Annotated in this window: 20 protein-coding genes; 16 read left to right on the top strand and 4 right to left on the bottom strand. The window is 70.8% G+C overall.

All coding sequences use genetic code 11. The features are described 5' to 3' along the window. Positions 1-300: 300 nt before the first annotated feature. The gene (locus ACZ7BZ_RS35755) at positions 301-810 is read left to right on the top strand and encodes an RICIN domain-containing protein (protein ID WP_470361990.1); all 510 of its coding nucleotides are present in this window, start codon (positions 301-303) and stop codon (positions 808-810) included. 84 nt (positions 811-894) lie between these two features. Here the strand turns inward: ACZ7BZ_RS35755 and ACZ7BZ_RS35750 are convergent, their stop codons facing one another. After that, on the bottom strand, positions 895-1,065 hold the full coding sequence (locus ACZ7BZ_RS35750; RefSeq protein WP_470361989.1) for a hypothetical protein: 171 nt from the start codon (positions 1,063-1,065) through the stop codon (positions 895-897). After that, positions 1,062-2,885, bottom strand: a complete 1,824-nt coding sequence (locus ACZ7BZ_RS35745) for an RICIN domain-containing protein (RefSeq protein WP_470361988.1) — start codon at positions 2,883-2,885, stop codon at positions 1,062-1,064. The genes ACZ7BZ_RS35750 and ACZ7BZ_RS35745 overlap by 4 nt, the downstream gene beginning before the upstream one ends. A 95-nt stretch (positions 2,886-2,980) precedes the next feature. Between ACZ7BZ_RS35745 and ACZ7BZ_RS35740 the strand changes: the two genes are divergently transcribed. Then, complete coding sequence (locus ACZ7BZ_RS35740; RefSeq protein WP_470361987.1) at positions 2,981-3,331, top strand: hypothetical protein; 351 nt, start codon at positions 2,981-2,983, stop codon at positions 3,329-3,331. Between the two features lie 49 nt (positions 3,332-3,380). On the opposite strand, the gene ACZ7BZ_RS35735 is transcribed toward ACZ7BZ_RS35740, so the two are convergent. After that, complete coding sequence (locus ACZ7BZ_RS35735) at positions 3,381-4,421, bottom strand: LacI family DNA-binding transcriptional regulator (protein ID WP_470361986.1); 1,041 nt, start codon at positions 4,419-4,421, stop codon at positions 3,381-3,383. Positions 4,422-4,718: 297 nt separating this feature from the next. On the opposite strand from ACZ7BZ_RS35735, the gene ACZ7BZ_RS35730 reads away from it, so the two are divergent. The 4 genes from ACZ7BZ_RS35730 (at position 4,719) to ACZ7BZ_RS35715 (ending at position 9,704) form a co-directional block, all read left to right on the top strand. Next, positions 4,719-5,969: a sugar ABC transporter substrate-binding protein gene (locus ACZ7BZ_RS35730; protein ID WP_470361985.1), complete on the top strand. Its 1,251-nt coding sequence runs from the start codon at positions 4,719-4,721 to the stop codon at positions 5,967-5,969. A gap of 76 nt (positions 5,970-6,045) precedes the next feature. Continuing rightward, complete coding sequence (locus ACZ7BZ_RS35725) at positions 6,046-7,038, top strand: carbohydrate ABC transporter permease (RefSeq protein ID WP_470361984.1); 993 nt, start codon at positions 6,046-6,048, stop codon at positions 7,036-7,038. A 107-nt stretch (positions 7,039-7,145) separates the two neighbouring features. Further along, complete coding sequence (locus ACZ7BZ_RS35720; protein WP_470361999.1) at positions 7,146-7,907, top strand: carbohydrate ABC transporter permease; 762 nt, start codon at positions 7,146-7,148, stop codon at positions 7,905-7,907. A 48-nt stretch (positions 7,908-7,955) separates the two neighbouring features. Next, a complete protein-coding gene (locus tag ACZ7BZ_RS35715) occupies positions 7,956-9,704 on the top strand; it encodes an amylo-alpha-1,6-glucosidase (protein ID WP_470361983.1) in 1,749 nt (582 codons plus the stop codon). Positions 9,705-9,823: 119 nt separating this feature from the next. Here the strand turns inward: ACZ7BZ_RS35715 and ACZ7BZ_RS35710 are convergent, their stop codons facing one another. Then, a complete protein-coding gene (locus ACZ7BZ_RS35710) occupies positions 9,824-10,624 on the bottom strand; it encodes a FadR/GntR family transcriptional regulator (protein WP_470361982.1) in 801 nt (266 codons plus the stop codon). A 362-nt stretch (positions 10,625-10,986) separates the two neighbouring features. Between ACZ7BZ_RS35710 and ACZ7BZ_RS35705 the strand changes: the two genes are divergently transcribed. The 10 genes from ACZ7BZ_RS35705 to ACZ7BZ_RS35660 are packed head-to-tail and all read left to right on the top strand — an operon-like array spanning position 10,987 to position 21,039. After that, entirely contained in the window at positions 10,987-12,351 is a 1,365-nt protein-coding gene (locus ACZ7BZ_RS35705) for an ABC transporter substrate-binding protein (RefSeq protein ID WP_470361981.1), read from the top strand. Next, a complete protein-coding gene (locus ACZ7BZ_RS35700; RefSeq protein WP_470361980.1) occupies positions 12,348-13,256 on the top strand; it encodes a carbohydrate ABC transporter permease in 909 nt (302 codons plus the stop codon). The genes ACZ7BZ_RS35705 and ACZ7BZ_RS35700 overlap by 4 nt, the downstream gene beginning before the upstream one ends. 55 nt (positions 13,257-13,311) lie before the next feature. After that, the gene (locus tag ACZ7BZ_RS35695) at positions 13,312-14,220 is read left to right on the top strand and encodes a carbohydrate ABC transporter permease (protein ID WP_470361979.1); all 909 of its coding nucleotides are present in this window, start codon (positions 13,312-13,314) and stop codon (positions 14,218-14,220) included. A gap of 35 nt (positions 14,221-14,255) precedes the next feature. Further along, positions 14,256-16,253, top strand: a complete 1,998-nt coding sequence (locus tag ACZ7BZ_RS35690; RefSeq protein ID WP_470361978.1) for a DUF8034 domain-containing protein — start codon at positions 14,256-14,258, stop codon at positions 16,251-16,253. Beyond that, positions 16,250-16,597, top strand: a complete 348-nt coding sequence (locus tag ACZ7BZ_RS35685) for an L-rhamnose mutarotase (RefSeq protein WP_470361977.1) — start codon at positions 16,250-16,252, stop codon at positions 16,595-16,597. The genes ACZ7BZ_RS35690 and ACZ7BZ_RS35685 overlap by 4 nt, the downstream gene beginning before the upstream one ends. A gap of 36 nt (positions 16,598-16,633) precedes the next feature. After that, positions 16,634-17,518, top strand: coding sequence for an amidohydrolase family protein (locus ACZ7BZ_RS35680; protein ID WP_470361976.1), 885 nt, complete (start codon positions 16,634-16,636; stop codon positions 17,516-17,518). Between the two features lie 29 nt (positions 17,519-17,547). Continuing rightward, entirely contained in the window at positions 17,548-18,591 is a 1,044-nt protein-coding gene (locus tag ACZ7BZ_RS35675; RefSeq protein WP_470361975.1) for a zinc-dependent alcohol dehydrogenase, read from the top strand. Beyond that, the gene (locus ACZ7BZ_RS35670) at positions 18,588-19,379 is read left to right on the top strand and encodes an SDR family oxidoreductase (protein ID WP_470361974.1); all 792 of its coding nucleotides are present in this window, start codon (positions 18,588-18,590) and stop codon (positions 19,377-19,379) included. The genes ACZ7BZ_RS35675 and ACZ7BZ_RS35670 overlap by 4 nt, the downstream gene beginning before the upstream one ends. Then, positions 19,376-20,005 (top strand): bifunctional 4-hydroxy-2-oxoglutarate aldolase/2-dehydro-3-deoxy-phosphogluconate aldolase, encoded by a 630-nt coding sequence (locus ACZ7BZ_RS35665; protein WP_470361973.1) that lies wholly within the window; start codon positions 19,376-19,378, stop codon positions 20,003-20,005. Before ACZ7BZ_RS35670 ends, ACZ7BZ_RS35665 begins: the two co-directional genes overlap by 4 nt. Further along, a complete protein-coding gene (locus tag ACZ7BZ_RS35660; protein WP_470361972.1) occupies positions 20,002-21,039 on the top strand; it encodes a PfkB family carbohydrate kinase in 1,038 nt (345 codons plus the stop codon). Before ACZ7BZ_RS35665 ends, ACZ7BZ_RS35660 begins: the two co-directional genes overlap by 4 nt. Positions 21,040-21,149: the final 110 nt, after the last annotated feature.

Raw genomic sequence — 21,149 nt, 5'->3', positions numbered from 1 at the left:
ACGTCGGGTGCCGCCGGGCCGACCGAGCCGACTGCCCCGTTCCCCTCCGGCCGAGGGGTCGGACCATCCGGAGATCCTCCTCGCGTCCGCCCGGCGGCCTGCGGATCTCCGAGACCGTCCTGGTCGGCGCCCACGTTCCGCTCGATCAGCTCCACCCCACCCCCAGGGAGACTGCATGGCCACGATGAACCGGCACTTCTTCCGCCGTTCGAAAGAAGCGGCAACGGACGAACCCGCGAACTCCCGGGCCCCCAGAGCCGACCCCGTACCGGCCGCAGCCTTCGGCGGGCCGCCCGGCACGTGATCGCCGGCCTTGCGGCCACGGCCCTGGCCCTGTCGGGGCTGCTGACCGCCGGCGTGGCGCAGGCCGTGCCGACCACGCAGGCGACCCAGGCGGCATCCGCCACCGCCCAGTTCCACGGCGTGAACTGGGCCGACCCGGACGACAACTTCATCACCGGCCCCAACGTGCCCGTGGGCCTGTCGACTTCGGACGACTACTCGACCACCTACGCGAAGTCCACAGCCAATCCGGGCGGCGGGGGCAGCGCCGGCACCGCGCTGCGCGGCAGTGGCTCCAGCCGCTGCCTGGACGTGCCGGGCGCGGCCACGACCAACGGCCTGCAGACCGAGATCTGGGACTGCACCGGCGGCAGCGACCAGCAGTGGAACGTCAACAGTGACGGCACCATCACCAGCGCCCTGTCCGGACTGTGTCTGGACGTCTCCGGCGGCTCCACCGCCAACGGCGCCCTCGTCCAGCTGTGGACCTGCAACGGCGGCAACAACCAGCAGTGGAGCCGGAAGTAGCAAGGGACGAAGCCGCGCCGGCGGCTCGATGAGCCGCCGGCGGCCCGGAAGGGCCGGGCCGCCGGGGGCTCGTTCGACGTGCCGTCAGCGGGGGCCGCTCGGAAGCCCGTGGGCGAGCTGGTCCAGCTGGTCGACGGCCCCGCCGCGTCGTGCGGCTGCCTCGACGCCGAGCCCCTCGAACACGGCCCGGTCGGCGTGCCGCGCGGCCGCTCCGCCCGTCGACCCGGTGCCCGGCGGGCGGGCGCGGCAGGTCATGCCTTGCCGGTCAGGCGCCAGATCTGGTTCCTCTTGTCGACCAGGTTGCTCGCCGGGTCGCAGGTCCACTGGTGGACGAGGGCGCCCGGAGCGGTGGAGACACCGCTGACGTCGACGCACTTGCCGCTGTGGACGGCCACGAGCTGGTAGTCCTGGCTGTTGCCGAGCGCGGTGACGGGCTGGAGGGTGAACATCTGGTTGGTGCCGCCGCTGCAGGTCCACTGGATGACGGCGGCGTCGTCGGCCGTGGAAGCGCCCGAGACGTCAAGGCACTTGCCGCTGCGCTCGTTGACGACGGTGTAGGTGTTCGCGCGCCCGGCGACCGGCTTGAGGTCGAGCATCTGCTGGTAGCCGCCCTCGCAGTTGTACTGCTGGTACTGGGTGCCGTCGGTGGTGCTGAGATTGGTGTCGTCCAGGCACTGGCCGCTGTGCTGTACGACGGCGACGGTGGAGATGGTGGTGTTGGACGGCGGCAGCAGGGTGACGGTGTAACCGTCCGTGGCGTCCGTCCAGGGCACGTTCACCGACGCCGAGTTGTTGCTCACGGTCAGGGTCTGGTCGGAGACCGTCACCGGTCCGGTCACCGCGCCGCCGCCGTTGTTCGGTATGCGCTGGACGATCGCGCGCACCCGGCCGTTCTCCACCACCGAGGTGGTGTCGAGGCGGTTGAGACCGACGGTGACGTTGCCGGTGTTGCCGTTGTCGCCCAGCAGGATCTTCGCGTTGCGCGCGGTGTTGTCCTTGGTCGCCAGCCCGTCGGTGTTGGTACCGGGCGTGAGGCTCACGATGTTTCCGGTCTGGGAGCCGTAGTACCGGTAGAGGAACCACTCGCCCTTCGGCAGGTACTGACCGGAGCTGTTCTTGGTGAGCAGGCCGGCCTCGTAGTCGTGCAGGCCGGGGCCCCCTCCCCAGTTGGAGCGAAGGCCGTCGGCGCCGGCCCGTTCCAAACGGCTGATGAACCAGCCGCCGCCACCTGGGTTCTGCTGCTCGAGCCCGGCGTACTCGTTGATCTGGTACGGGCGGGTGTTGGTCAGGCCCGCGGCGGCGAGAGTCGAGTTGGCGTTGCTGACGGCCAGGACTGGGTCGTGCGGGATGGCGTGCCAGCTGTAGATGTCGGGGGCGACGTTGTTGGCCTTGACGTAGCTCAGGAAGGTGGTCCACCAGGTGTTGGAGGAGCCGGGCGGGGTCGCGCTGCTGGGGCCGACGATGAGCTGCCCGGGGAGGCCGGCCCGCACGGCGGCGTGGAACCGCGACCACATCTGCAGGTACTGGCTCTGGGGCCGGCTCCAGAAGCCGTTCTGGTCCGGCTCGTTCCACAGGTCCCACTCCACCGTCATGTTGTTGGCCTTGACGTCGGAGATGAGCTGGTTGACGAAGTCGTCGAATTGCGTCCAGTTGCCGTTGTCGCCGGGAAAGGCCTGGTTGGTGGTGCCGTCGGCGCCCCACAGGTCGTGCGGCAGGATGACGAACGTGCCGCCGAGGGAGACGGTGCGCTTGTACTGGGCGAGGGTGGCGTTCCAGCGGGTCCGGTAGTCGGCGAGGCTGGTGGCGTAGCCGCCACCGTTGAGCTGCGCGCCGCCGGCCCGCTCGAAGTGCCACTTGATGTCCTGGTAGAAGTGGTCCGGCGGCAGCGACCCGTCGGGGGTCAGCCCGTAGATCGTGCCCGAGGCACGGTAGCCGGGGGCGCCCCCGGCGGTCGAGAAGTCGACGCTCACGCCGGTGTCGGCGGCGTGCGCGCTGGTGGCGGGGACGACCCCGGCGGCCAGGGTGGTGAGCAGGGCGGCGAGGCTGACGGTCAGTCTGCGGCGGTGCGGCTGCATGGCGGCTCTCCCGACTGGTGGGGTGGGTTGGTTCCGGCGACCTGCCGGTGTCGTGCGCTCCGGCGGTCGTCGCTCTGGGGGGAGGTGCGCCTGGCGTGGTCCTCGGCGAGCAGGAGGCAGCTGCCGGCGGTCCAGGTGCGGGCGCGGTCGCGAAGTCCTTCCCCGATGCGGACGTCGAGGTGCTCGGGGAAGCCGTTTCTTCTCGCAGAGGGCGCGACGTCTCCACGGACGATGGAGAAGGAAGGGGCGCGCCGGGTGTCGACGCCGACGACCGATGGGCGGCGAGGGCCTCTGAGGCCCTGGAGGCTTCGGGCCCCGCGACGGCATCACTATGGTCACGTGTCGGCGCGGGCGTCAAGGCGTCGCGCATCGATAGCGTTAACGCACACATATGCCCGGCCCCCGGCATCCAGGTGCTGGAGAACGCGGACACCGGAGCGGCGTGACCGTGGTGTCCGCCGCCGGTGAGCGCCCCGCTCCGGGCCTTGGGGCGCCTCAGTCCTGACGGACCGTCCTTGCAGGGGAACCGGCAGGAGCCGCACCAGTGCTGCGGCGCAGCGAGATCGGGGGGCTCATCAGGACGTGCTGGGTCGGCGTCGACGGATTGCCCATGATCTCGATGAGCAAGGACATGGCCCGGGCGGCCAACTGATCGCTCGGCATGTCCGCGGCCGTCAGTGGGGGACGGAAGTCCTCCGCCCATTGGCTGGCGACGACGCCGGTGAGGGAGAAGTCCCGGGGGACCACCAATCCGGCTTCCTGCAAGGCACGTTGGACTCCCGGAAGTGCAGCCTCGTTGATCGTGGCGAGCGCGGTGACCTCGGGATGGCCTTCGAGCAGGCCGGTGATGCACCTCTGGCCGGAGCGGGCGTCATCGCCGCACAGCAGTTCGGTCCCTTGGAGGCCGAGTTCGGTGATCGCTCGCTGGAAGCCGGCGCTGGCCCGGTGACCCGGCGCGTAGCCGGCGGCGACGAGCTCGGGAGATCGGTTCAGCAGGGCGATGTGGCGGTGCCCCAGGTCGGCGAGGTGCCGAACGCAGTGGTCGATCAGCCCGGCGTAGTCGACATCGACCCAGAACATGCCCGGGTCGTCCGCCGGGTGGCCGATGCCGACGAACGGCATGCGCGCCTCACGCAGGCGGTCGACGCGGGCGTCCTCCAGGCGGATCTCCATGAGGATCACACCGTCCACGCGGCTCTCCGACACCAGCCGTTCGAAGGAGCGGTCGTGATCACCGCCCGACGGGGAGAGCAGGACGTCGAGGTCCGCCTTCGCGGCCGCATCGACCACGCTGCCCACGAAATCCAGCTGCATGTGGGTGAGGCGACTGCCGGCCGGCGGGATCACCAGGCCGATCGTGCGGGTCCGGCCTTCGGCGAGGGCACGGGCTGAGGCGTTCGGGCGGTAGCCCAGTTCGTCGATGACGGACTGGATGCGCTTGCGCGTGGCCTCGGAGACGGGCCGCTTGCCGCTCAGCGCGTAGGAGACCGTGCTGCGTGACACTCCCGCACGGCGTGCGATCTCGCCGATGTTCATTCCGCTCCCTCGTGGCCCTGTCGTGGCCGCCATCCTAAGGCGAACGAACCGGTTCGACTACACATGGCGAAACAGATCCGGGCCATCCGTGTCCACCCCTGCGGTGAGACTCGGGGTGTGACGGGCAGTGCCAGATGGCAAGCCGCGCAGGCCTCTTGACGACAGCCGTAGGTCGGCCTAGGTTCCCAGTCGAACCGGTTCGCGCAACCGGTTCGACATCTCCGCGTAACGCATCCAGAGCCTCCGCTCACTTCTTCTGACTCCGCGACGCCGCAGGTCGGAAAGGGACAACGCGCCATGAACAGCACCGCCTCTCGCAGACTCGCACTCGCCTCTTTGGCCGTCGCGATCGTCGTCACCGGCGCCTCGGCCTGCAGCGGATCCTCCGGGACGTCCGCCGGCTCGTCCGGCTCGGCTTCGGGGACCTACACGATCTGGGACCCCTACCCGCAGTTCGACGGCGGCTCCGACTGGGCGAAGCTGCTGAACAACTGCGGCACGCAGGCCGGTGTGACGGTCAAGCGGACCGCGTTCGACACGAGCGACCTGACCAACAAGGCACTGATGGCGGCGCAGCAGGGCAACTCGCCGGACGTACTGATCGTCGACAACCCGGTCGTGTCCACGCTGGCCGAGGCCGGCGTGCTCACCGGTACCGACGAGAACGAGATCGACACCTCGCAGGTCCTGCCCAACCTGCTGAGCGCCGGTCAGAGCGGCGGCAAGACGTACGGGACGCCGATCGGTGCGAACACGCTGGCCCTGTACTACAACAAGGGCGTCCTCCAGGCTGCCGGAGTCGACGTGGCGAGCATCAAGGACTGGGCCTCGCTCAACGCCGCCCTGGAGAAGGTGAAGGCCGCGGGCAAGAAGGGGATCACCTTCTCCGCCATCGGCACCGAGGAGGGCAGCTTCCAGTTCCTGCCCTGGTACTGGGGCTCCGGTGCGCGGCTGACCGACGTCGCCTCGGACCAGGCCGTGTCCGCCGTGTCGCTGTGGCAGAACTGGCTCAAGAGCGGCTACGCGCCCAACTCGGTCATCAACAACACCCAGACGACCAGTTGGCAGGAGTTCGCCACCGGGCAGTTCGCCTTCGCCGAGAACGGCACGTGGCAGCTCGCGAACGCGAAGAAGACCGGCTTCGACTACGGGATCCTGCCGATCCCCACCATGAACGGCGGCACCGCCGCGGCACCCACCGGCGGCGAGTTCGTCACGGTGCCGGTGCAGAGCGACAAGGGCCGCTACGGCACCAGCGCCAAACTGGTGTCCTGCCTGACCAGTGCGGAGAACCTGGTGGCCACCGACACCACGCTGTCCTACGTGGCTCCGACCAAGGCCGTGCAGGACAAGCAGGTCGCCGCCAACCCGGACCTGGCGGTGTGGGTGCAGGCCGTCACCGCTGCCAAGGGCCGCACCGGCGACAACCTGGGCACGAAGTACCCCGAGATCTCCGAGCAGCTGTGGGGAGCCGTGCAGTCCTCGTTGACCGGTGCGAAGTCGCCGAAGGACGCCCTGGCCGCGGCCCAGGCCGCGGCCACCAAGTAAGAGCCTCCGGCTCTCATCCGGCAACCCCGGGCTCCGGCGCTGCCGCGCGGGCCCGTCCACAAAGGACCTCTCGCTGATGACCGACACCACGCAGATGGCGGCAGCTCCGCCCGCGCGGGCCCGACGGGGGGCGGCGACCACCGTACCCGCACCGGCTGCCTCCGCCGGGAAGGCCCCGGGGGGCAAGCCGCGCTCGCAGCAATGGACCGCCTGGGGGTTCCTGGCCCCGGTGGTGGTCTACCTGGCCGTCTTCTACGCCTACCCGCTGTACCGCAACATCGACCTGTCCCTGCACAACTACACCGTGCGGTCGTTCGTGCAGGGCGGCGCCCCGTTCACGGGGCTGCGGAACTACAGCGACGTCGTCCAGGACCCGACGTTCTGGCCGGCACTGACGCACACGGTGATCTTCACCGGCGTCTCCCTGTTCTTCCAGTACTCGATCGGGCTCGCGCTCGCGGTGTTCTTCGTCAAGCACTTCCCGCTGTCGTCCACCCTGCGGGCGCTCTTCCTGGTCCCGTGGCTGCTGCCGCTGATCGTGTCGGCATCCACCTGGTCGTGGATGCTGAACAGCGACTCCGGTGTCGTCAACGCGGTGCTGCACACGCTCGGCGTCGGCCCGGTCAACTGGTTGACATCGCCGTCCTGGTCGCTGGCGTCGGTCGTCGTCGCCAACATCTGGATCGGCGTCCCGTTCAACCTGGTCGTGCTCTACAGCGGGCTGCAGACCATCCCCGATTCGCTGTACGAGGCCGCGGCCCTGGACGGCGCCAACGCCTGGCAGCGGTTCTGGCGCATCACCTTCCCCCTGTTGCGCCCGGTGTCGGCGATCACGCTGCTGCTGGGCCTGGTCTACACGCTGAAGGTCTTCGACATCATCTGGATCATGACGAAGGGCGGTCCCAACGACTCGTCCACCACCTTCGCCACCTGGTCCTACCGCCTCGGCTTCGGCAACCTGCTGCCCCATTTCGGCCCGGGCTCCGCCGTCGGCAACCTCCTGGTCCTGATCGCCCTGGTCTTCGGCCTGTTGTACGTCCGCGTCCAGCGAAAGCAGAACGCATCATGAGCTCCGCAACCGCCCCGGGCCCGCGCCCCGCCGACGCCGCGGCGTCCCGCCGCCCCCGCAACCGCGCGTGGTGGAGGACCGCCCTGGGCGTCCTGTTCACCGCGGCCATGCTCTTCCCGGTCTACTGGATGGTCAACGTCTCGCTGACCCAAGACCGGAACATGCGCAAGGCCACCCCGGACCTGCTGCCGATCCACGGGACGCTCGAGGGGTACCGGCTGGTCCTGGGCCAGCAACTCCCTTACCTGGCAACGAGCCTGTTCATCGGTCTGGGCACCGTGGCACTGACCGTCGCCCTGGCCGCGCCCGCCGGGTACGCCCTGGCGAAGCTTCGGCCCCGCGGCGGCGGCCTGGTGTCGTTCCTGATGCTCGTGGCCCAGATGGTGCCCGGAGTCATCATGGCGATGGGCTTCTACAGCATCTATGTGAACCTCGGGTTCATGGAGTCCGTGCCCGGCCTGATCGTGGCGGACTCCACCCTCGCGGTGCCGTTCGGCGTGCTGATCTTCACCGCGTTCATGTCCGGGATTCCCGGGGAACTCGTGCAGGCCGCCCAGATCGACGGTGCCGGGCCCGTGCGCACGTTCCTGTCGATCGTGCTGCCGATGAGCCGGAACGCCGTCGTCACCGTGTCCCTCTTCGCGTTCCTGTGGTCCTGGTCGGACTTCGTCTTCGCGAGCACGCTCGACAACGGCGGGCCCAACCAGCCGATCACGCTCGGCATCTACCACTACATCGGCAACAACAACCAGCAGTGGAACGCGATCATGGCGACCGCCGTCGTGGCCTCGATCCCCGCCGCCCTGATCCTCGTCCTCGCCCAGCGCTACATCGCCGCGGGCGTCACCTCCGGAGCGGTCAAGGACTGACCGCCCGATGCCGCACACCCGACATCCGACCAAGAAGTGAGCTCTGCCTTGACCGACATCGCCCACGGCCCGGCGTTCGCCCTTGAGGACATACCGTTCAGTCACTACGGGTCCTGGTTCAACCTGTCACCGGTCACCGCACTGCACACCCGCACCCGTGACCTGCACCTGGTCTCCCACAAGAACGGCATGCACGCCGTCCTGCGCCTGCTGCCCCTCATACCCGGCACCGGGAACCGGGCGCCGGCCGCCTGGCACCCCACGCCCGGTCTCCTCACCGTGGCCGCCGCGGAAGGCCGTGTCGAGTTCGCCTACGAGAGCGCCAGTACCCTTCGGGTACGCGGCCGGAACCTGTCCCTCGCCATCACCCCCGCTGAGGGGAAGCTGACCCCGTTCACGGGCACGTACCTCTACCGCGACCCGGTCGACGGCTCCTACCAGTTCAGTTCCTACGAAACCGGACGCCGCTACCGCATCACCCTCCTGTCCGGCGCCTTCGCCGATACCGCCGGCGCCGAAGGGCTCGCCGACGCCGACCGGCGCCTGACCCTCCGCGGTGCGCCCGAATGGGAGGCCGTGATCGAGGAAACGGACAGCGCCCGCACCCCCTACGCCACCGGCGACGACTTCGACACGGTCACCGACCGCGCGCGGGCGGCCTTCCGCTCCTTCACGCGGGATCTGGCCGCCCCCCTCACCGACACCGCTCCCTCCGCCGACCTCGCCGCCTACGTCCTGTGGTCCGCCACCGTCCGCCCCGAAGGCTTCCTGAAACGCCCCGGCATCCTGATGTCGAAGCACTGGATGGACAAGGTCTGGAGCTGGGACCACTGCTTCAACGCCCTGGCCGTCGCCCCTGCCTCCCCTGAACTCGCCTGGGACCAGTTCCAGTTGCCGTTCGACCACCAGGACGAGCGAGGGGCCCTGCCGGACTCGGTCACGCACTCCGAAGTCCTCTACAACTTCGTCAAGCCGCCCATCCACGGCTGGGCCCTGCACCGCCTGCGCGAGCGCCTGCCACAACCGCTGACCGGCCGGCAACTCACCGTCGCGTACGAGCGCTTGAGGAAATGGACCCGGTTCTGGCTGGATGCCCGCCGCGCCCCCGGCTCGGCTCTGCCGCACTACCACCACGGCAACGACAGCGGCTGGGACAACGCGACCACCTTCGACTCCCGTCGTCTGGTCGAGGCACCCGATCTGGCCTCGTTCCTCGTCCTGCAGCTCAAGGAGCTCGCCAGGATGGCCGGCGAGCTCGACCGCGTGGAGGAAGCCGACGAGTTCACCGCCCTCGCCGACACCGTCCTCGCCGCCCTGCTCGACCAGCTGTGGGACGGCGATCGGTTCCTCGCCCGCTCACCGCACACCGGCACCACCACCCACAGCCGCAGCCTGCTGGACCTGATGCCGATCGTGCTCGGGGAGCACCTGCCGCAGTCCATCGGCGCCAAGCTCGCCGACCGCATCCGCGGCCACCTCACCGACCACGGCCTGGCCACCGAACACCCCGACTCCCCCTGCTACGAGGAGGACGGCTACTGGCGCGGCCCGATCTGGGCACCGTCGACCGTCCTGATCGAAGACGGACTCCGTCGAGCCGGCCACACCGACCTCGCCGACGAGGTCAGCGCCCGCTTCCGTTCGCTGTGCGAGACCTCCGGCTTCGCCGAGAACTTCGACGCCCTCACCGGCGCCGGACTGCGCGACCGCGCCTACACCTGGACCGCCGCCGCGTACCTCCTTCTGGCGGAAGCCCACACCCGTCGCCGCGCGCCGGACCCGTCGACCGTCTCCTGAGAGCGGTGGTGTCCGGTCGGGGAGTCCGGGCGATACCGCCCGGTCGGGAGAGGGGATCCTCGCCGCCTCGCCGCCTCGCCGCCTCGCCGCCTCGCCGCCGCGCTGCGAACGGGCGGCCGCTAGCCGAACAGGCGCCGCTGGATCTCCCGGCGGTAGTCCTCCAGCGTCCGGTCGAGGTGTGCTGCCGTGGCCGTGGCGGCCTCGTCGGGCCGGCCGTCACGGATGGCCCGGTAGATCGCCTCGTGCTCCTCGACCGCCGCCTGGGTCCCTTCGCTGAGCACGTCGTGGATGCCGATGGCACTGGACTGGCGCTGCAGCCTGCGGGCGTCCCGCACGGCGCTGAGCAGGAAGGTGTTGTGGGCGGCAGTGGCCACGGCCGTGTGGAACTCGTCGTCCGCCTGGTTGAAGACGTCGACCTGGCCGTGGGAGGCCCCGTGCCGGCACTGCTGCATGGCGACCTCGATGGTGCGCAGTTCGGCGGGTGTGGCCCGGGTGGCCGCGAGACTGCTGGCGGCCATCTCCTGGACCTTGCGGAACTCGAACAGCATCAGGACGTGGTCCAGGTCGACGGGACGGAAGAAACCGCCCCAGCGGCTGGTGATGAGCATGCCCTCGTCGTCCGCGACGAACAGGCCGCGCCCCTTGTGCGCCCGGACGCGGCCGAGCGCGGAGAGGATCTTCACGGCCTCCCGGACCACGGCCCTGCTGGTGTTCAGCGTCTTGGCCAGATCGTGTTCCGTGGGGAGCCGGTCGCCCGCCACCAGGCGTGCCTCGGCGATGTACTCGAGGATCTGCTCCGACACGATCTCGTATCCCGGCCGGTAGTCCCGCCGCTCCTCGCCCGGACCGGTCGGCGCCGCCCCGGGGGCGGGGGAGACCTGCGCGGGCAGCGCGGTCTGAGGCGTGGGCGTGTCGTTCATCTGTCCTGCCTTCGGGGTGGGGCGCGAGGCGAGGCTGCGCGTCGGCGAGCTGGCCCAGCTTACCGCAGGCGGCAATGAGTCCTACTCATTCCATCGAGCTTCATGGCGCGAATCGACCAACAAAAGCAGACAAGTGCCTAAAAAAGCATCACAACCGCCGTGCAGAGCCCGGTAGGCGGTCCCAAATCAGTCTGAATAAGACTGTGTGAACACTTGACGACCCACTCGATAGGGCGGCTAATGGTCTCCCAGGGCGGCAGCGGAACGGCGGCCCTTCGGTATCCGACGCCGTACCGGGACGGTCCGGCGTCGCCCTCCCCCCACCTCCCGATCAGTTCGGGGCCTCTGCAGTGGAGTCGATGATGACCGTCAACAAGCCTCCGGTCGGCCGGGAAGCAGTGTCCGGCAAGAGACGAGCGGTGATGCTCGCCGCCTGCGCGGCGACCCTGGTGATGACCGTGGCCGCCTGTAGCAGTGGCGGCTCCTCCGGAAAGACCACCAAGGACGGCTTCGCCCAGGCGGTGCAGTCCGACGGCACACTGACCGTCTGGGTCGACGCGACCAGGGTGGCCGCCGCGAAGCAGTACCAGGCGCTGCACCCGGAGGTGAAGCTGGACATCGTCTCCTACGACGGCGACGCCAACGGCTCGAACTACCTCCAGACCAAGGTCCAGTTGTTCAACCGGACCGGCAAGGGCTGGCCCGACGTCGTGTTCAGCTCCCAGAACAACGAGGCGACCTGGGCGGTCGACGCCGGCTTCGCGGCACCGCTCGACAAGGGCCTGATCCCGGCGGACACCCTGAACGGCTTCGCCAAGGGCGCCAACGACGTCTGTACGGTCAACGGCACCGTCTACTGCCTGCGCAACGACCTCTCGCAGACCGTGCTCTGGTACAACGCGCCGCTGATGCAGCAGTTCGGCTACACCGTCCCGAAGACCTGGGAGGAGTACCGGACGCTGGGCGAGAAGGTGGCCGCCGAGCACCCCGGCTACCTGGTGGGCGACGCCGGGGACTCCTTCGCCCCCGAGATCTACCTCTGGGCGAGCAAGTGCGGGGCCAACCACATCACCGGCCCCAAGGCGGTCTCGGTGAACACCACCGGCGAGGACTGCACCAGGATGGCCACGCTCCTGGACGGCCTGATCAAGAACAAGTCCATGTCCGTCAGCGGGGTCTTCAGCACCGACTTCGCCAAGAACGAGGCCGACAAGGTCCTGCTCATGCCCGGCCCGGCGTGGTTCGGCGGCGCGGTGTTCCGGGACACGCTCAAGGTGCCGGAGAAGACGATCGGCGCGGCCCCGATGCCCCAGTGGCAGGGCGACACCGAGCCGGCCACCGGCAACGTCGGCGGCGGCACCTGGTTGGTGTCGCAGCACTCCACCCACCTCAAGGCGGCCACCGACTTCCTCAAGTGGGTCACCACCGACAACGCCTACCAGGCCCAGAAGTCCCCGGGCTTCCCGGCCTACGCGCCCGCCGCCGAGGAGTGGCTCAAGGCGCAGGCGGCCGGCGGGTACTACGCCGGTGACCTCGGCGCCCTCAAGGACGCCTCCTCCCAGGTGTGGTCGGGCTGGGGCTCGGGCCAGTTCAGCCAGGAAGCGGTCTGGGCCGCCACGGTCAAGCCCGGTCTGACCCAGGGGCAGACCGTCACCTCCATGCTGCCCGCCTGGCAGGACTCGATCGTCAAGCACGCCCAGTCGTTCGGATACAAGGTCTCGCAGTGACCCTCGACTCCTCCTCGGTCGGCTCCCGCCGGCGCCGCGGCGGCGCCCGCGGGAGCCGGGCCGGCCTGGCCTTCGTCGCCGGCTACGCGCTGCTGCTGGTCGCCTTCGGCGTCCTGCCGACCGGCTACGCGATCTACTTCGCCTTCACCGACGCCGGCGGCTCGTTCACCGGGCTCGCCAACTTCGTCTCCACGGCGCAGGACTTCCGCTTCGTGGACGCGATCGGCCACGTGGCGCTCTACCTGCTGTTCTGGCTGGTCTCGCTGGTGGTGTTCGTGGTGGGGCTGGCGTTGCTGCTGCACCGCCTCTCCTCGGGGCCGATCAGTCGCACGCTCCGCTTCCTCTACTACATCCCCGGGGCGCTCGCGGGCGCCGCGAGCGTGCTGGTGTGGCTGTTCATGCTCGATCCGACGGTGAGTCCGGTCAGTTCGCTGCTGGGCCTGCTGGGCTTCGACACCTTCGGCGAGGTCATCGCGCCCGGCAACCTCCCGGTGCTGTTCACCGCGATCGCGTTCTGGACCGGGGCCGGCGGCTGGATCGTCGTCATGTACGGCGCGCTCAACAACATCCCGCACGACGTCCTGGAAGCCGCGCGGATCGACGGTGCGGGCGCCTGGCAGACCGCCCGGCACGTGCAGATCCCCATGCTCCGCAAGTGGATCGTCTACATGGTGATCCTGGCCTTCGCGGGCGGCGCGCAGCTCTTCGTCGAGCCGCAGCTGCTCTCCCTCGCCAGTGTGGGCGTGGCCGGGCGCGACTACTCGCTCAACCAGCTGACCTACGACTTCGCCTTCCAGATGAACAACGTCAACGGCGCGGCGGCGGTCTCGATGGAGCTCCTGGTCGTCAGCGTGACGGCCGCCGGCTTCTTCGTCGCACGGTCGGGATTCTTCGATGCCGACTGAGACCCCTGCCACCGCGGTCACCGCCGCACCACGCGAGGAACGGGAACCGAGTGCCATGACCCGAGCTCCACACCGGGCGTCCCGGCGGAGGCACCGGCCCGTACGGAACGCGTCGTACCGGCTGCTGACCGGCTCCGTCCTCGCGGTCTTCGCCGCGTTCTTCGTGCTGCCGGTGCTCTGGCTCGTCCTCGCGGCGACCAAGACCGACCAGCAACTGGTCCACGACAACCCGCTCTCCTTCGGCTCCTGGGACGCCCTCCTGGCCAACTGGGACGCCCTGAGGGGCTTCCAGGACGGCGCGATCCTGCAGTGGCTCGGCAACTCCGCCCTGTACGCGGTGATCTCCCTGGCCATCACCCTCTGCGTGTCGGTGCCCGCGGGGTACGCGCTGGCCATGACCGAGTTCCGCGGCCGGCGCCTGCTGCTGGTCTCGACCCTGGTCGTGATGCTGATGCCGAGCGCCACCCTGGTCGTGCCGCTGTTCCTGGAGGTCAACGCGGCGCACCTGATCGGCACCATGTGGTCGATCATCCTGCCGTACGCGTTCTACCCGTTCGGCGTGTACCTCACGTACATCTACTTCACCACCGCCGTGCCGAAGGACCTGCTGGCGGCCGCACGGATGGACGGCTGCTCGGAACTCGGTGTCTTCCTCCACATCGCCCTGCCGCTGGCGACGCCGGTCATCGCGCTCGTGGGCTTCTTCAGCTTCGTCGCCAACTGGACCAACTACTTCCTGCCGTACGTGATGCTGCCCCAGGACGACCAGATGCCGGTCCAGGTCGGCGTCGGCAACCTGCTCAGCAGCGTGCCGCAGTTCAACCCGACCGCCGGTTCGCTCGCCATCGAGCGGCCGCAGCTGGCCCTCGCGACCCTGGTCGCCATCACCCCGGTCCTGGTCGTCTTCCTCTTCGCCCAGCGCTTCCTGGTCAGCGGGATGCTCGCCGGAGCCACCAAGGAATGACACCCGTGCCGTCACCCCGATCGGAGAACCTCCCCATGTCCCCCAGCTCCACCGACCCCTCCCCGGGCGAGGACGCCACGGGTTCACCGGCCGAGATCCGGGCCTCGGTGCCGCTGCTCGAACCGCCCGGCTGGGCGCTGGCGCAGCGCGAGCTGTTCGACCTGCTCGACCACGGCTGGCGCCGCTTCGCCCGCGAGTTCACCGGCCCCGACGGCCGGCTGAACTACAACGGCCGGCTGACCACCCGTGACGGTGTGGACGACTTCTACGAGGTCTTCTTCAACTGGCCGCAGCTGTACCTGCTGGGCGGGGCCGACGACCTCCTGGACGCCAGCGGCAGGCACTGGGAGGGCGTCACCGCGCACCTGACCGAACTGGGCATGCTCCGGGGCGAGTACGAGCGCGGCTACGACTGGTTCCACCAGGGCGAGAGCCTGCTGCTGCTCTACTTCCTGTGCATGGCCGACCCCGACCGCTGGTCCGAGCGCGCCCTGCGCTTCGCCGAGCTGTACGTCGACCCGGCCCACGGCAACTACGACCCCGCGCACCGCATCATCACCCGCCCGCACAACGGCAGCGACCCGGACCGCCGGGGCGTGAGCGACGGCGACGTCTACCCCTGGTTGCAGAAGGAAGCGGACACGTACGGCTACCCGCTCGAATGGCTCCCCGAGGCGCAGGAAGGCCCGTACCCGCTCTCGGCGGACCCTCGGCTCGGCGCCCAGATGCGCGAGCGGATCGGCGTCGGCGACACCGCGGTCAACCTCGCCGCGGCCGGCCTGGTCCTCAACGCTTGGGTGCTGACCGGCGAGCAGCGCTACCGCGACTGGATCGTCGAGTACGTCGGGGCCTGGCGGGAGCGCACAGAGGCCAACGGCGGACTCGTCCCGGACAACGTCAGCCCGGACGGTGCCGTCGGCGGCCTGCTCGAAGGCCGCTGGTACGGCGGCCACTACGGCTGGTCCTGGCCGCACGGCTGGCACAGTGTGGGCCACGCGGCCTGCGTGGCGGCGCTGGCCGCCGCGGTGAGCACCGGGGAGGACGACTACCTCTCGATGGTCGGGACCTCGCTCGACGACATCATCTCCCGGGCCAGGCTGATGCCCTTCACCGAGGCGGACTCCAGCCTCCGGTCCAAGTGGGCGGTCGAACTCGCCTCGGACACCGACAAGCCGACGCTCCACCTCCCGTTCCGGCACAACGACTCGGGCTGGTTCGACTACAACCCGGTCACCCTGCCGGTGCCGATGGCGCTGTGGCACCACACCGCCTCCGAGGTCGACCGCGCCCGGATAGAGCGGCTGCGCGAGGCGGACGGCCTCGACTGGAGCACCGTGCGGCCGTTCCGCGCGAAGGAGGAGTCCGGGCACGAGAAGGCGTGGTTCGCCTTCCTCGCCGGTGACGACCCGGACTACCCCGAGCGGATCCTCGCCGCCGCCCAGGCGCAGGTGCGCCACCGCCTGCGGCGGATGGAGCGCTACCGCGACCTGGCGGTGGAGGAGGCCGACATCCACGTGTGGCAGCAGTGCAACCCGGTCGCCACCGAGGCCCTCGTCCAGCTGACCTGGGGCGGCCCCCAGGTGCTCTACAACGGCGGCCTCCAGCAGGCCCGGCTGCGCTACCACGACGCCCAGGCTCGGCGGGCGGGGCTGCCGCAGGACGTGGCGGCCCTGGTCACCTCCATCGATCCCGAGGCGACCACTGTCGAGCTGGTGAACCTCTCGCCAGACAAAGATCGGACGATTATCATTCAGGCGGGCGCATTCGCCGAGCATACGATCGCCTCGGCCCGGTACACGATCTGTACGGACGAGGGCTGGATCGGCGACATGTACGACTACGGCCACACCGAGCCGGTGGTCGGCGAGTTGGAGAAGGTCTGCGACGGCGCCTACCTGACGGTGCGGTTGCCCGCGTCCACCCGGATCCGGACGACGCTCCGGCTGGAACTCCGCACCCGCACCCCCAGCTATCGTTCGCCGTTCGGTGCCCCGGCCTGCGTGAACGTCGAAACATCGGAGGAATCCTCATGAAGCGCTTCGCCCAGACCATCAGGCTTCGGCCCGAGCACCGGGAGGAGTACCTGAAACTCCACTCCGCCGTCTGGCCCGGGGTCGAGGCAGCGCTGCACCGGGCGAAGATCCGCAACTACAGCATCCACCTCCACGACGACGTGCTGTTCGCGTACTTCGAGTACCACGGCGAGGACTTCGAGGCCGACATCGCGGAACTGGAGGCCGACCCGGTGACCCAGGAGTGGTGGCAGCTCACCGACCCCTGCCAGGAGCCCTTCCCCGACCGGGGCGACTCCCGCCAGTGGACCGACCTCACCGAGGTCTGGCACCTGAGCGAACCCGGCGGCCACACCGCCGACTGAGCCGCCCATGCCGGACCCACCCCCACCGGAGCCCCCGTGACCACCAGTCGGCCCCCCGCGCTCATCGACGCCCACCACCACCTGTGGGACCTCGTCCAGCGCCCGCAACCCTGGCTCGACGAGCCCGACCTGACGTCGATCCGCCGCACGTTCACCCCTGGCGACCTGCGCGCCACCGCCACCGGCACGGTGGCGGGCCGCCGACTCGACCGCACCGTGGTCGTGCAGTGCGTGCCGGACGTCCCGGAGACCGAGGACCTGCTCGAACTCGCCGCCCGGGACCCGCTGATCGCGGCCGTGGTCGGCTGGGCGGACCTCACGTCCCCCTCCGTGGGCGACGAGATCGACCGGCTGCTCGCCGGCCCGGGCGGCAGCCACCTCCGCTCCCTGCGCCACCTGGTCCAGGGCGAAACGGACCCCGAGTGGCTGCAACGCCCCGAAGTCGAAGCCGGGTTGGCGGCGGTGCGGGACCGCGGTCTCGGCTACGACGTGCTCGTCCGCAGCCACCAGCTCGACCAGGCGAGCCGGCTGGCCGAGCGCCTCCCGGACCTCCCGCTGGTACTCGACCACGCGGGCAAGCCGGACATCGCCCGCGGCGAACTGGGGGAGTGGGAGCAGCGGTTGCGGCGGCTCGCCGCGCACCCGCAGGTGGTCTGCAAGCTGTCGGGACTGATCACCGAGGCCGACCACCAGGCCTGGACCATCGCCGACATCCGGCCGGTCTGGGACGTCCTGCTGAGCGCCTTCGGCGCCGACCGGCTGATGTTCGGCTCGGACTGGCCGGTGGCGATCCTCGCGGGCGGCTGGAACCGCTGGGCCGAAACCGTGGACGAACTGCTCGACGGCTGCTCCGCCGACGAGACCTCGGCGATCCTCGCAGGCACCGCGACCGCCTTCTACCGCCTCACCCCCCACTCGTAACCCGAACCGACGAGACCCTTGGGATCACCATGACGCTTGCCGTTCGATACACGGCCGCCCGCACATTGGACACGGCACCGGTCGAGCCCGCCGAGCCCGGCCCCGGAGAGGTCCTGCTGGCGCCCGCCTACGTGGGGATCTGCGGCACCGACCTCCACATCTTCCACGGCGACATGGACGCCCGCGTCGCCGCGCCGGCCGTCCTGGGCCATGAGATGTCCGGCCGGGTGGTGGAGGTCGGCTCCGGCGTCGACGGCTGGCGGCCCGGGGACGCGGTGACGGTGATGCCGCTGCGCTGGGACAGCACCTGCTCGGCCTGCCTGAGTGGCTATCAGCACGTCTGCCAAAAGCTGGACTTCATCGGAATCGACTCGCCGGGCGCGATGCAGCAGCGCTGGACGGTCCCCGCCTCCACGCTGGTCCGACTGCCCGGCTCGCTCCCGCTGGACCGGGCCGCGCTGGTGGAGCCCACCGCGGTGGCCGTGCACGACGTCGGGCGGGCCGAGGTGCGGGCCGGTGAGCGGGTCGTCGTCGTGGGCGGCGGTCCGGTCGGGATCCTGATCGCGCTGGTGGCGCGGGCGGCCGGGGCGGAGGTGCGGGTGGTGGAGCCGAGCGCCCACCGGCGCAAGCTCGCCGAGGAGTTGGGGTTCGCGGCCTGGGACCCGGCCGCCGAGGACGTGCCGGAGGCCGTGCGGCAGTGGTCCGGGGACTCGGGCGCGGACGTCGCCTTCGAGGTGTCCGGCGCGGCGGCCGGGGTCGACACCGCGGTCGAAGTACTCGGGGTGCGGGGCCGGCTGTGCCTGGTGGCGATCCACCCCCGCCCCCGCGAGGTGAACCTGCACCGCTTCTTCTGGCGCGAACTCACCCTGGTGGGAGCCCGGTTGTACGACCGCTCCGACTTCGAGCGGGCGGTGACGCTGGTCGCCGACGGCACGATCCCGGCCGAGCGGCTGATCAGCAAGGTGGTGCCGCTGACCGAGGCCCCCGCGGCCTTCGAGGCCCTGGAGGGCGGCGGCGACGTGATGAAGATCCTCGTGGACTGCACCGACGGCACCGAGGGAGCGACCGCATGAGCGAGCGGAGCGAACTCACCGACAAGAGGGGTGCCTTCGACCTGACCGGCAGGCTCGCCGTCGTCACGGGCGCCCGGCGCGGGATCGGCCGGGCCATGGCCCGCGCCCTCGCCGAGGCCGGCGCGGACGTCATCGGTGTCAGCGCCAACCTGGAGGAGAGCGGCAGCGACGTCGAGAAGGACGTCCTTGCCGCGGGCCGCTCCTTCGAGGCGCTCCGCGTCGACTTCGCCGACCCGGACGCGGTGCGGGCCCTGTGCGCGGCCCTCGCCGGACGCGAGCGGCCGGTGGACATCCTGGTCAACAACGCGGGCACCATCCGCCGCGCGCCGGCCGCCGAACACGCGGACGCCGACTGGGATCTGGTGCTCCAGGTCAACCTGAGTGCGCAGTTCGCGCTGTCCCGCGCGGTGGGCGCGGTGATGGTGGCCCGCGGCCGGGGGAAGATCATCTTCACGGCGTCGCTGCTCAGCTTCCAGGGCGGCATCACTGTGCCCGGCTACACCGCCGCCAAGCACGGCATCGCCGGTCTGACCAAGGCCCTGGCCAACGAGTGGGCCGGCTGCGGCGTGAACGTCAACGCGATCGCGCCCGGCTACATCGCCACCGACAACACCCAGGCGCTCCAGGACGACCCAGTGCGCAGCACGGCGATCCTGGAGCGGATCCCGGCCGGTCGTTGGGGCCGGGCCGAGGACCTGGCGGGCGCCACCGTGTTCCTGGCCTCGGACGCCGCCGCCTACGTCCACGGCACCGTCCTGCCCGTCGACGGCGGATGGCTGGGCCGATGAGCACCGACCTCGCCGCCGTCCTGGACGGCGCCCGCGTCATGCCGGTGCTGGCCGTGCGCGACCAGGCCACCGCCGGCCCCTTGGCCGACGCGCTCGCCGCCGGCGGCGCCCGGTGTGCCGAGGTCACCTTCCGCACCCCGGACGCCGAGCGGGTGCTCAAGGCGATGGCCGGGCACGGCGGCCTGGCCGTCGGCGCCGGCACGGTGCTCACCGCGGAGCAGGCGCACCGTGCCGTGGCGGCCGGGGCCCGGTTCGTCGTCTCGCCCGGATACGACGAGGAAGTCGTCGACGCCTGCCGGGAACTGGCAGTTCCGGTGGTGCCCGGCATCGCGACCGCCACCGAGCTGATGCGCGCCCTGCGGGCCGGACTCGACACCGTCAAGCTCTTCCCCGCCGAGGCGAGTGGCGGCCTGCGCACGCTCCGCGCCCTCGCGGCCCCGTTCCCGTCGGCGCGCTTCGTGCCGACCGGCGGGATCGGCCCCGCCCAACTGGCCGCCTACCTCGCCGACCCCGCCGTCCTAGCCGTCGGCGGCAGCTGGCTGGCGACGCCCGCACACCTGGACGCCGGCGCCTACGCGGAGATCCGGCGCCTGACGGCCGAGGCCGTGGAGGTGGCTGCGCCGTGACCGACGTGGTGGCCCTCGGCGAGGTCATGCTGCGCCTCGACCCCGGGGAGGGGCGGATCAGCACTGCCCGCTCGTTCCGGGTCTGGGAGGGCGGCGGCGAGTACAACGTCGTGCGCGGGCTGCGCCGCTGCTTCGGCCTGCGCACGGCCGTCGTCACCGCCCTCGCCGACAACCAGGTGGGGCGGCTGGTCGAGGACCTCATCCTGCAGGGCGGAGTCGACACCTCCCTGATCCGCTGGGTGCCGGACGACGGCATCGGCCGCGGCGCGCGCAACGGCCTGAACTTCGTCGAGCGCGGCTTCGGCATCCGCGGCGCCCTCGGCGTCAGCGACCGCGCGGGCAGCGCGGTTTCGCAGCTGCGCGAGGGCGACGTCGACTGGGACGCGGTCCTCTCCTCGGGTCCGCGCTGGTTCCACACCGGCGGAATCTTCGCCGGCCTCTCGGACACCACCGCGGACGTCGCTGAGGAGGCCATGACGGCCGCCCGCCGCCACGGCGTCACCGTTTCCTACGACCCCAACTACCGTCCCAGCCTGTGGGCCGGGCGCGGCGGGCCGGAGCGGGCCCGGGAGACGGACCTGCGCCTGGCCCGGCACGCCGACGTCATCGTCGGCGCCCTGGGGATGGCGGGCAGCCACCCCGGCGCCGAGCGCTTCGGCGCCGACGAGGTGCCGGACGCGCTCGCCTCGGTGGCCGCCCTGCTCCCCGGAGCGCGGGTGCTGGCGACGACCCTGCGCGAGGTCCCCTCGGCCGGGGTCAACGACTGGTCCTCGGCCGCCTGGTCCGCCGAAACGGGTTTCACCGCCGGCCCCTCGATGCCGGGACTGCACGTCCTGGACCGCATCGGCTCCGGCGACGGCTTCGCGGCCGGCCTGATCCACGGCCTGCTCGCCGGGGCCCCGCTGGAGCGCGCCCTGGCGTACGGCACGGCCCTGGGTGCCCTCGCGATGACGACTCCCGGCGACGTGGTGATGGCCTCGCTCGCCGAGGTCGAGGCCCTGATGGCGGGAGCGTCCGCCACCGTCCGGCGCTGAGCGGTGTCTCGGCCCGTACCGGCGGGCAGCAGCCCTTGTGTCTCCGGAGGACCGGCCGACCGGCGGCCCCCGCGCCCACCGCCCTCGGCGGACGATCGGCGCGGGGGCCG

The organism is Kitasatospora sp. NPDC036934, assembly GCF_055608425.1.
Note: the sequence above shows the minus strand (reverse complement) of the source record. Positions and strands in the feature narration are given on the sequence as shown.